Here is a 10459-nt window from a genome sequence, read left to right as displayed (position 1 = left end):
CGGGACGGGTTTGCCTGCGGCGAAACCCCTACATCGTTGGGGTCAGAGATTCGTACATCTGGCGAGCCGCCGGTTGTGCGGCCTCTACGGGTCCATGCTCTGCACTCTTCACTTTCGGACATGAATGAATAACGATACTGTGATGAAGGATTTACCGAGAACTTGTTGACACATACCGGCCCGACTCTCCCCTTGAACAAATTCCCCCAATCTGCTATACTTGTAACGATCGAGGGGGAGCGCCCTGGATCGGTATTCATTTTACAGCGAGGGAGCCCGTGTGCCGGGTTGAGAGGGTACCACAGTACCGACCGTCAGGATTGGCTTTTGCCATCTTTTTTGGCGCTGTGGAATGGATACGGCAATGGAATCGATTCCACTCCCGAAGGATCGGCAGACCGGTCCAGTAAGGAGTGGAGTTTTTTTATGGAAAGCAAACAGCAAAAAGTCCTGCGCCTGGTGTTTTTGTCCATGATGATCGGTCTGGGGGTTGTGATTTCCCCCATTCTCCGGGTGGAAGGCATGTGCCCCATGGCCCATCTGATCAACATTACCTGTTCGGTGATGCTGGGGCCCTGGTATTCTCTCCTGTGTGCCACTCTCATCGGCATCATCCGGATGACGGTGATGGGGATCCCGCCTCTGGCCCTGACCGGGGCGGTGTTCGGGGCTGCCCTTTCAGGGATCTTCTACCGGGCCAGCGGGGGCAAGATCATTGCCGCCTGCCTGGGTGAAGTGATCGGCACCGGGATCATCGGGGCCATGGTGTCCTATCCTGTAATGGAAATCCTCATGGGCCGCACTGGCCTTTCCTGGATGTTCTACGTGCCCAGCTTCATTGCCGGCACCCTGATCGGCGGTTCCATTGCCTTCGGGCTGCTCACCATTCTGTCCCGGAACGGGACCCTGTTGGAATTCCAGAGAAAATTGGGAGTGAATATCTATGACCGGGGAAGTCATCAGCAAGCTGCCCGGAACCTTTATGGACATCATGTCCAGGGTGCGGGAAAATGAACCGCTGATCCACTGCATGACCCATGCCATCACCATGAATGACAGCGCCAACGCCATCCTGGCTGTGGGGGGAAGTCCCACCATGGCCTCCCACCCTCAGGAGGTGGAAGAGATCGTGGAGGCGGCAGATTCCCTGGTGGTGAATCTGGGGAACATCAATGAGGAACGGCTGGAAGCCATGAAAATCGCCGGGGAAAAGGCCCATGAAAAAGGCATCCCCATCCTGCTGGATGCCGTAGGGGTAGCCTGCAGCACCCTTCGGCTGGTGTACGCCCAGCAGTTCATCGAACACAACCGGCCCGGGATCATCAAGGGGAACAGTTCGGAAATCCGGACCCTCTGCGGCCTTTCCGCCCATGCCCACGGAGTGGATGCCGGGGCGGCGGATGCGGTGACCAGGGAAAACTTCGCCGCAGATGCCCGTGCCTTCGGCCAGTATGCCCGGCAGCACGGAGCGGTACTCCTGGTCACCGGGGCAGTGGACCTGGTGACGGACGGAGAGACCGCCTTCGGCATTGCCAACGGGACGCCCCTTCTGGGCCGTCTCACCGGCACCGGCTGCATGGTGGGGGCCCTGGCAGGTACCTGGCACGCCTGTGGATCCTCCCTGGCCGCCGCGGCCCTGGGCACAGCGGTCCTGGGTATTGCCGGGGAAGAAGCCGCCAAGGATTGTCCTGGGCTGGGCACCTTCCACATCCGTCTGCTGGATGCCCTGTCCAACCTGACCGGGGAGCAGGTGGCGGAGAAAGTGAAGATGGCAGAGACCGTTGGGTAAGCCTCGGTCTCTTTTTTTGTCCCTGTAAAACGGACAGGATTCCATCTTTTCTATGGAACTCTTCACAAATTCTTTTCTCTGCTATAAAATAATGGAAAATACAGTAAACACAAAAAATTCAGACTAGACAGACAACTTTTTATCCCTTATAATGGGGTCGACAATATTCTGCTTCGAGGTGATCCCATGGCAAAAGAAAAGAAATCTCTCATGAACCGCCTGATCGACATCATCGAAAAAGGCGGCAACAAACTGCCCCATCCCTTTATCCTGTTTGGTATCCTTCTGGTGGCAGTCCTTATTTTATCCTTTGTTTTCAGTCAGCTGGGGACCAGCATCACCTACTACAGCGCTTCCAAAACCGCTGGAGCTGCGGGGAAGGAAGTGACCGTAAAAGTGGTCAATCTTCTTTCAGCGGACAATTTCCGGTATCTGATTACCAAGTATCCGGATATCTATGTGGGGTACACACCGCTGAAACTGACACTGATCATGATGGCCACCACGGCTTTCATCGACAAGACCGGTTTCTTTGAAAGCCTGATGAAAAAATACCTGCTGAAGGCTCCCAAATCCCTGATTACCTTTGCGGTGGCTTTTATGGCGGTGAACGCCAACCTGATGAGCGACGCCGGGACGTATTTCTCCCTGGCCATCGGGGGCGTAATCTTCCACGCCATGGGACGGAACCCCCTGATCGGGGTGATCCTGGGCTATGCGGGCTGCAGCGGGGGCTTTACCGCCAACCTGTTCCTGGCCGGCACGGATGCCCTGCTGGCCGGGATCACGGAAAACATCGTGGAACAAATGGGCCTGCCGGTGGCCATCAACCCGGCCATCAACTATTTCTTCATGGCGTCCGCCACCTTCTTCCTGGCCATTACCCTGACCTTGTTTACCGAGAAGGTTGTGTGTAAAATGGTAGGGGACGGGGAAGGCATCGTGGACCGGTCCCTTCTGGAACAGTACAAACCTTCTCCAGAACAGGAAAAAGGCCTTCGATGGGCCGGGTACGGCTTCCTGTTCTTTGTGGCGGTGATGGCCCTTCTAACCGTTCCTTCCGGTGCCATCCTCCGGAATCCCCAGGGAGGCTTCCTGCCCAAATCTCCTCTGTTCCAGGGGATTACCATGATCATCGCCTTCCTGTTTGTGAGCACCGGCATGCCCTATGCCTTTGCCACCGGACAGATCAAGAAAGGACGGGACCTGGCGGGCATCCTGAACGCCGGGCTGAAAACCGCCATTCCTCTCATGACCACCACTTTTATGGCCTGTGTGTTCATCGACATGGTGAACAAGTCCAACATCTTCAAGATTGTGGCCATTGCCGGGGCGGAAGTGCTGAAAGGGGCCGACGTAGGGGTGCTGCCCCTGTGTCTGATGGTGATCTTTGTCACCACCCTGGTGAACCCCTTCATGACCAGCGGTTCTTCCAAATGGCTGCTGATCGCTCCCATGGTGGTGCCCATGTTTGCCATCCTCCACGTGCATCCGGCCTATGCCCAGCTGGCCTACCGGATCGGGGATTCCTGCACCAACATCTGTTCCCCGCTGCACTCGGCTCTGCCGGTGATCATCGGGCTCCTGGAAGAATACCAGAGTGAAGGGCTGATTCCCCTGCGTCCGGGAGAAACGGAACAGAGGGACATCGGTATGGGGACCATCTTCTCCCTGACCATTCCCTATTCCATGGTGCTCCTGGCCACCATGACCACCATGTTTATCGTCTGGATGGTCCTGGGCCTGCCCATCGGGCCGGGGGTGACGCTGTATATCTGAGTGAAGAGGGATGAGTAAAGAGTGAAGAGTCCTGCTGGGAAGGGGACCCGTCCGAAGGACGGTGGATGGGTTTCCCCGGAGGGACAACGACCAACGATGAACGATACCAAGGAGGCAAATAATATGCTGATCCGCAATGCCAATCTGTTGAACCCCGGTACGGAACGGGGAATCTATGACATCCTGATCCGGGAGGGGAAAATCGCCCAGATCGCTCCCCACATCGACGCCGAAGAAGAGGTGGAAGTGGATGTCCAGGAAATGTATGTGACGCCCGGCCTGGTGGACGCCCATACCCATCTGGGGCTGAAGGCGGATTCCCAGGGGGAATTCTATTCCGACCACAACGAAAAAAAGAGCATCCTGTCCCCGGAAATGCGGGCCATCGATGCCATCAATCCCCAGAGTGTGAACTTTAAAGAAGCCCGGGAAGCAGGGATCACCACCTGCGCCAGCGGCCCCGGGTCCCTGAACGTGATCGGCGGCCAGTACGCCTGTATCAAGACGGTGGGGAACGTAATCGATGACATGGTGCTGGATCCCTATTTCGCCATGAAATGCGCCTTGGGAGAAAACCCCAAGAAAGGCTACGAAACCACCCGGATGGGGATTGCCGCCACCCTGCGGAATTTCCTGTTCCAGGCCAAGGCTTATGCAGAAGACCCCAACCACAAATTCGACATGAAACTGGAACCTATGATCCCGGTGATCCGGGGCGAAAAGGCCCTGAAGATCCACTGCCATGAAGCCATCGACATTGTGACGGCTGTGCGGATCTGCGATGAATTCCATCTGAAATTCACCCTGGACCATGTGACCTGCGGAGCCGAGGTGCTGGACTTCCTCCGGAAACGGCCGGAGATCCCCCTGCTGCTGGGACCCACCCTGGGACACCGGGGCAAGGTGGAGCTCCACGGAAAGAGCTTTGAAAACGTGGTGAAACTGGCGGAAGGCCGGGACGTGTGTCTGATCACCGACGCGCCGGTGATTCCCCTGGAATACCTGCCTGTATGCGCCGGCCTGGCCATTGCCAAAGGGATGCCTTATGAACGGGCCCTGGAAGCGGTTACCATCAACCCGGCAAGAGTCATGGGGGTGGAAGACCGGGTAGGGAACCTGGCCCCCGGTAAAGACGCGGACCTGGTGATCTGGAAGGACAAACCCTTCGTGGTGATCCAGGATCCGGTAGCGGTATTCATTGACGGGAAAAGGGTGTGAAAAAGGGGGCTGCTGCGCATGCAGCAGCCCCTTTGCTATTCTTCCAATATCTTCCGGAACACATGATGGTCTTTCAGGGCGGCCCGGCCCAGGCCTATGAGATCGGCCTGACCGGTGGCCAGGAAGTGTTCTGCCTGATCTCCTGTGACGATGCCTCCGGTAAGGAGCACCGGGATCCGGGCCGTTTCTTTGGCGGCCTGGGACAGTTCTGCAAAATAACCGGGTTCCGGGTGGCCGGGACGGAAAAAGATGCACAGGCCGCCGGACAGGCTGATGCCGTCCAGGCCTTCCTGCTGCAGCAGTTCCACAGCCTGGGGCAGTTCTTCCGGCCGGGAGCCGCCTTCCATGTAGTCCCCGCCTCCCAACCGCAGGGTCACCGCAAAATCAGCCGGGACGGCGGCCCGTACAGCCTGGATCACTTCCCGGAGATAACGGGTACGGCCTTCCAGGGTGCTGCCGGTATAGGCATCCGTCCGTTTGTTGGTAAGGGGAGAATAGAACTGGTTCAGCAGGTACCCGTGGGCAGCGTGGATCTCCACTCCGTCGTAGCCGGCTTCCCGGGCTCTGAGGGCGGCCGCGGCAAAGGCGTCCCGCACCCGGACCAGGTCTTTTTCCCCCATGGGACGGGGCAGTTCCGGCTGGCCGTAGGCGGAAGCGGTCCGGGCCGGGTTCAGGACGGCACTGGGCCCCAGAGGCTCCTGTCCTGTCAGGGCCTTATGGGCTGCACTGCCTGCATGGCTCAGCTGGGCCAGGATGGGGACATGGTGCTGGTGGACGGCGGCGGTGATCCGTTTCAACCCGTCCAGATCTGCCCTTTCATCAAAGGCAATTTGATGGACACTGGCCCGGCCTTCCGGAGCAACGAAGCAGTGTTCCTGGATGATCAGGGCTGGCCCGCTCTGGGCCATATCTCCATAATAATCCACAAGGGCCTGTGTCACCTGGCCCTTGTCCGATTTTTCCGTAGCCATGGGAGGCAGCACCAGACGGTTCTTCAGGGTCAGGGAACCCAGGGAGATGGGCTGGTGGAGCAGGGGATGGTTCATGAGAAAATCCCTCCTGTAATCGTTTTGTATACATTTGGCATTATACAAGAGAATCAGGGGAAAAGCAAGGCGGGTGTAAAAGTCGGTAAGATTGCATTCCTCCGGTTAGCTTGCTACAATAAATAAGAAGAAGACAGGAAAGGGGACAGAACAATGCCTTGTACCACATTATTAGTAGGAAAGAATGCAACCGTTGACGGATCCACCATGATGGCCCGGAACGAGGATTCTCCTTCCGGACAGTTTACCGCCAAGAAGTTCATCGTGGTCCGGCCGGAGGACCAGCCCCGGCACTACAAAAGCGTGATTTCCCAAGTGGAAATCGACCTCCCGGACAATCCTCTGCGCTATACGGCCATGCCCAATGCCCAGGCCACGGAAGGGATCTGGGGAGAGGCGGGGATCAACGCCGCCAATGTGGCCATGACGGAAACGGAAACCATCACCTCCAATCCCCGGGTATTGGGGGCGGATCCTCTGGTGCCGGGAGGCATTGGCGAAGAGGACCTGCTGACCCTGGTGCTGCCCTATATCCGGTCTGCCCGGGAAGGGGTGCTGCGGCTGGGGAGCCTGCTGGAACAGTACGGCACTTATGAGATGAACGGCATCGGGTTCCAGGATGTGAATGAAATCTGGTGGCTGGAAAGCATCGGGGGCCATCACTGGATTGCCAAACGGGTGCCTGACGACGAGGCGGTGGTCATGCCCAACCAGCAGGGCATCGATTTCCTGGACCTGGCGGACGCCCTGGACCAGGGAAAGGACAACCTGTGCTCCCGGGATCTGGCGGAATTCATTGAAGACAACCACCTGGATCTGACCCTTGCGGAAGACCGGGAAGGGCCGGTGGCGGAAGATACGGCCTTTGACTGCCGGTCCGCCTTTGGCAGCCACGATGATGCGGACCATACCTACAACACACCCCGGGCCTGGTACATGCTCCGGTGCCTGACTCCCTTCAGTGTCCAGTGGGAAGGACCGGAAGCGCCGTTCCATCCGGAAGACGACGATCTGCCCTGGTCCGTGGAACCGGACCGGAAGGTGACCGTGGAAGACGTGAAATACATCCTCAGCAGTCACTACCAGGGGACTCCCTACGATCCTTACGGCCACAAAGGGGACGGGAGCCTTCGGGGGAAATACCGTCCCATCGGCATCAACCGGACCAACTTCCTGGCTCTCACCCAGCTGCGGCCGGACCTGCCGGAAAACCGGCGGGCCGTGGAATGGATCGCCGAAGGATGCAATGTGTTCAATGCCTTTGTGCCTTTCTACACCAATGTGGACAAGACCCCGGACTATCTGGCGGTTACGGGAGAAGAACCGGATTCCAATCAGTTCTATTGGGCTAACCGACTGATCGGGGCCCTGGCCGATGCTCATTTCGGCGCCTGCGCCAATCTGATCGAGCGTTACCAGAACAAAGTGGCCGCCCGGGCCCATGCCCTGCTGAAGGAAGGAGACCGGGGAGAAGCCGGAGAGAATGTAAGCCGGTATCTGGAAGCCCGGAACGAAACCATGGCCGCCATGGCCAGAGAAGAGACCAAGAAAGTCCTGGGCCAGGTCCTTTACGCCGCCAGCAACGGAATGAAGAACGGATTTGCCCGGTCGGATGCGTGAGCCCCGGCCTGCGACCGGGGGGGTGAATTCTTTCACCCCCTTTTTTATGTTATAATAATCCCAACAAGACTATTGGAGGAATCGTTATGTCAGCGGACCAACTGCCCCACAATCATGGAGAAAATATCAACTACATCCTGAAAGATCTGCCGGAAAATGCCAATTTTTCTGCGGTGTCCGGGCTGTTCAGCAGCCTGGCGGACGCCAACCGGATCAAACTGTTCTGGTTCCTGTGCCACATGGAAGAATGTGTCATCAACCTGTCTGTCCTGATGCACATGAGCAGCCCGGCTCTGTCCCATCATCTGAAGATCCTCCGGGAAAACGGCCTGATCATCAGCCGCCGGGCCGGCAAAGAAATGTACTACAAAGCCGCCAACACCGAGGAAGTCCGGCTCCTCCACCACATGATCGAACTCCTCATCGACATCACCTGCCCGGAGCAGGAGGGAAAGCAGACAGTAAAGAGTGAAGAGTAAAGAGTCATGAGCGCTTTTTCTTCCGGTACTGGAAGGGTGTACAGTGGAACTGCTGACGGAAAGCTTCTATGTAGTAACTGGGGGAGCTGAACCCACAGTTTTCTCCAATTTCACTGATGGACTGGTCGGTGGAATCCAGCAGTCGGACACTCTGTTCCAAGCGCAGTTCCCGGAGATAGGCAAAGATGGATTCTCCCGTGAACCGTTTGAAGATGCGGCAGCATTCGCTTTCTGTATAGGATGCATAAGCAGCTATTTGAGCCAGGGTGATTCTTTCCCCATAATGGGCTGTCAGGTAGCTGAGGATCCGCTGGGCCACGGTATTGGCCCGGGACCATTTCCGTGTCCGGAAATCATCCGATGGATGGTGGCAGAGAATGGCGGCAAAAATTTCATAGACCCGGGCTGTGGCAAGAAGTTCCCAGCCCGGTCTTTTTGTTTCACTTTCCTGGTAGATTTCACGGATTTTCTGGAGCACATCCGCCTGCCAAGGATCCTTTCGATACAGGGGCCGGGCAGTCAGTACAGGATCTGAGAGGGCTGGAAGCACATAGTCTTGTTCCAGTACAGAACCGGGAAATCCGCAGAGCAGCCGGGGATGGATATCCAAGCAAATGTAGCCTGCATCCGGATTTCCCAGAGGGCGGGCCATGTGGAGATAACCGCTGTTGATGAAAATGCCATCTCCGGTCTCAAGCTGACAACTGGCTTCGTTGACGGAAAAAGTCACAGTACCCTGGACTACGGCGCAGAACTGCAGTTCTTCATGCCAGTGCAGCCGGGTATAACCCAGTACATTGCGGCTTAGAATGGAATTGTAGACAGCCATGGGAAATCCATGGGTCCCGTGGCGGGTGGATTCCCGGTTTCTGGCATCCACTGGGATGTTGGTGACCTGCATGGAAAAACTCCTTTCGTCTGAAGAAGATGGATTTGGTTCCAGTATAACAGACTTTTCAAAAAACGCAATTTAGTGATATTTTTCATCAGGATTCGCATAGAATCCCTTCTAGGGATTTCTTATAATGAAACCATCAAGAAAGGGAGTCCAAGGAGGTATACAGTATGGAAATCAATGGAAAGCGTCTGATGGAACATATCAATACTTTGGGAAAAATCGGCATTGGAGAGGATGGCAGGCGGATCCGGCTGGCGGCCAGTGATACCAATCGGCAGGGCCGGGATCAGGTAGCAGCATGGATGGAGGAAGCCGGTCTCCAGGTAGTGGTGGACCGGATCGGGAATATCTTCGGCATCTGGGAAACGCCGGAAAACAAGGGAGAAACTCCCATGATGGTGGGGTCCCACATCGATACGGTGATCAATGCCGGTCAGTATGACGGCTGTCTGGGGGTGCTGGCTGGCATCGAACTGTGCCAAACCCTCCAGGAACAAGGGGTCCGTCCCAAGCATCCTCTTGTAGTGGGAGTGTTCACCAACGAAGAAGGGGTCCGGTATTCGCCCGATATGATGGGCAGCCTGGTGTACGCAGGGGGACTTTCCTGCGAAGAAGCCCTGGCTTCTGTAGGCACAGATGGGACCATCCTGGGGAAAGAACTGAAGCGGATCGGATATGGGGGTACCGTGGAACCCGGGTTCCTGAAGCCCTTTGCCTTTCTGGAACTCCACATCGAACAGGGCCCCATCATGGATGTGGAAGGGTACGATATCGGAGCTGTAGAAAATCTCCAGGGCATCCACTGGCAGCAAGTGACCATCAAAGGAGCCGCCAACCATGCAGGGACTACGCCCACACGGCTCCGCCACGATGCGGGCCTGGCTGCGGCCAAAGTCAATGTGTTCTGTCGGCAGATGGTGGAAAAATCCGGCGGGGTGTGCACCATCGGCACCATGGCCTACCAGCCCAATGCGGTGAACGTGATCCCCAGTGAGGCGAAATTCACCATCGACCTGCGGAATCCGGACAAGGCCAGATTGGATGGAGATGAAGAGATCCTGGCTGCCTATCTGGAACAGCTGGCCCAGGAAGAGGGCGTGGAAATCACCGCCAAACGGATGACCTGTTTCGATCCAGTGCCCTTTGATGAAGGAATTTGTCAGAAAGTGGAAAAAGCCGCTGCTGCCCGGAACTTGAAATGCCGCCGGATGGTGTCCGGAGCCGGTCAGGACGCCCAGATGATGGCTCGGATCTGTCCCACCGCCATGATCTTTGTACCCAGCGTCAAAGGCATCAGCCACAATCCGGCCGAATACACCCCGGACCAGGCCTGCATCAACGGGGCCAATGTGTTCTTGGATGTGGTGCGGGAAATGATCGGGGCATAAGAAAGGGGATGGGAGAGAGGATTGAAATGGATTTCAAAGAACAACTGACGGCTTGGCGCCATTATCTCCATCAGCATCCGGATACGGCCTTTGAGGAAAAAACGGCTCCCCAGCTGGTTGCAGAACAGATGCGGGCCTGGGGGATCCAGGTGGAAGAAGGCATCGGCAAGACCGGAGTGGTAGGCACTCTCCGGTGCGGGAACGGCGGAGGCTGTATCGGCATCCGAGCGGATATGGATGCT

The 10459-nt window shown here is 56.8% G+C and carries 9 protein-coding genes and 1 pseudogene; 8 read left to right on the top strand and 2 right to left on the bottom strand.

The window, feature by feature from the left end; translation table 11 throughout:
* The first annotated feature begins 426 nt into the window (after positions 1 to 426).
* The 4 genes from thiW (at position 427) to QVO43_RS00775 (ending at position 4786) form a co-directional block, all read left to right on the top strand.
* On the top strand, positions 427 to 1014 hold the full coding sequence (gene thiW, locus QVO43_RS00790; RefSeq protein WP_022486725.1) for an energy coupling factor transporter S component ThiW: 588 nt from the start codon (positions 427 to 429) through the stop codon (positions 1012 to 1014).
* Positions 944 to 1789 (top strand): hydroxyethylthiazole kinase, encoded by an 846-nt coding sequence (thiM, locus tag QVO43_RS00785; RefSeq protein WP_154488785.1) that lies wholly within the window; start codon positions 944 to 946, stop codon positions 1787 to 1789. The genes thiW and thiM overlap by 71 nt, the downstream gene beginning before the upstream one ends.
* Before the next feature lie 186 nt (positions 1790 to 1975).
* Positions 1976 to 3568 carry an AbgT family transporter gene (locus tag QVO43_RS00780; RefSeq protein WP_022486723.1) on the top strand — a complete coding sequence of 531 codons (1593 nt, stop codon included), beginning with the start codon at positions 1976 to 1978 and terminating at the stop codon, positions 3566 to 3568.
* A gap of 123 nt (positions 3569 to 3691) precedes the next feature.
* On the top strand, positions 3692 to 4786 hold the full coding sequence (locus QVO43_RS00775; RefSeq protein WP_022486722.1) for an amidohydrolase family protein: 1095 nt from the start codon (positions 3692 to 3694) through the stop codon (positions 4784 to 4786).
* A 35-nt stretch (positions 4787 to 4821) separates the two neighbouring features.
* Here QVO43_RS00775 and QVO43_RS00770 read toward each other — a convergent pair whose 3' ends face one another.
* The gene (locus QVO43_RS00770; RefSeq protein WP_022486721.1) at positions 4822 to 5832 is read right to left on the bottom strand and encodes an oxidoreductase; all 1011 of its coding nucleotides are present in this window, start codon (positions 5830 to 5832) and stop codon (positions 4822 to 4824) included.
* A 153-nt stretch (positions 5833 to 5985) separates the two neighbouring features.
* On the opposite strand from QVO43_RS00770, the gene QVO43_RS00765 reads away from it, so the two are divergent.
* Together QVO43_RS00765 and QVO43_RS00760 are read left to right on the top strand one after the other, a co-directional pair.
* Positions 5986 to 7452, top strand: a complete 1467-nt coding sequence (locus tag QVO43_RS00765) for a C69 family dipeptidase (protein ID WP_288174251.1) — start codon at positions 5986 to 5988, stop codon at positions 7450 to 7452.
* 86 nt (positions 7453 to 7538) lie between these two features.
* Entirely contained in the window at positions 7539 to 7931 is a 393-nt protein-coding gene (locus QVO43_RS00760) for an ArsR/SmtB family transcription factor (protein ID WP_022486719.1), read from the top strand.
* A 4-nt stretch (positions 7932 to 7935) separates the two neighbouring features.
* Here the strand turns inward: QVO43_RS00760 and QVO43_RS00755 are convergent, their stop codons facing one another.
* On the bottom strand, positions 7936 to 8832 hold the full coding sequence (locus QVO43_RS00755; RefSeq protein WP_022486718.1) for an AraC family transcriptional regulator: 897 nt from the start codon (positions 8830 to 8832) through the stop codon (positions 7936 to 7938).
* A gap of 164 nt (positions 8833 to 8996) precedes the next feature.
* Between QVO43_RS00755 and QVO43_RS00750 the strand changes: the two genes are divergently transcribed.
* Positions 8997 to 10217: a Zn-dependent hydrolase gene (locus QVO43_RS00750; protein ID WP_022486717.1), complete on the top strand. Its 1221-nt coding sequence runs from the start codon at positions 8997 to 8999 to the stop codon at positions 10215 to 10217.
* 26 nt (positions 10218 to 10243) lie between these two features.
* Positions 10244 to 10459: pseudogene (locus QVO43_RS00745) on the top strand (amidohydrolase); the annotation flags it as partial.

It is taken from the genome of Acidaminococcus sp. CAG:542, from assembly GCF_000437815.1.
Classification (GTDB): Bacteria; Bacillota; Negativicutes; order Acidaminococcales; family Acidaminococcaceae; genus Acidaminococcus.
Note: the sequence above shows the minus strand (reverse complement) of the source record. Positions and strands in the feature narration are given on the sequence as shown.

What these genes read in the sequence shown, in the direction of transcription:
- thiW (WP_022486725.1), top strand. Translation starts at nt 427, where the DNA reads ATGGAAAGCAAACAGCAAAAAGTCCTGCGCCTGGTGTTTTTGTCCATG.
- thiM (WP_154488785.1), top strand. Translation starts at nt 944, where the DNA reads ATGACCGGGGAAGTCATCAGCAAGCTGCCCGGAACCTTTATGGACATC.
- QVO43_RS00780 (WP_022486723.1), top strand. Translation starts at nt 1,976, where the DNA reads ATGGCAAAAGAAAAGAAATCTCTCATGAACCGCCTGATCGACATCATC.
- QVO43_RS00775 (WP_022486722.1), top strand. Translation starts at nt 3,692, where the DNA reads ATGCTGATCCGCAATGCCAATCTGTTGAACCCCGGTACGGAACGGGGA.
- QVO43_RS00770 (WP_022486721.1), bottom strand. Translation starts at nt 5,832, where the DNA reads ATGAACCATCCCCTGCTCCACCAGCCCATCTCCCTGGGTTCCCTGACC.
- QVO43_RS00765 (WP_288174251.1), top strand. Translation starts at nt 5,986, where the DNA reads ATGCCTTGTACCACATTATTAGTAGGAAAGAATGCAACCGTTGACGGA.
- QVO43_RS00760 (WP_022486719.1), top strand. Translation starts at nt 7,539, where the DNA reads ATGTCAGCGGACCAACTGCCCCACAATCATGGAGAAAATATCAACTAC.
- QVO43_RS00755 (WP_022486718.1), bottom strand. Translation starts at nt 8,832, where the DNA reads ATGCAGGTCACCAACATCCCAGTGGATGCCAGAAACCGGGAATCCACC.
- QVO43_RS00750 (WP_022486717.1), top strand. Translation starts at nt 8,997, where the DNA reads ATGGAAATCAATGGAAAGCGTCTGATGGAACATATCAATACTTTGGGA.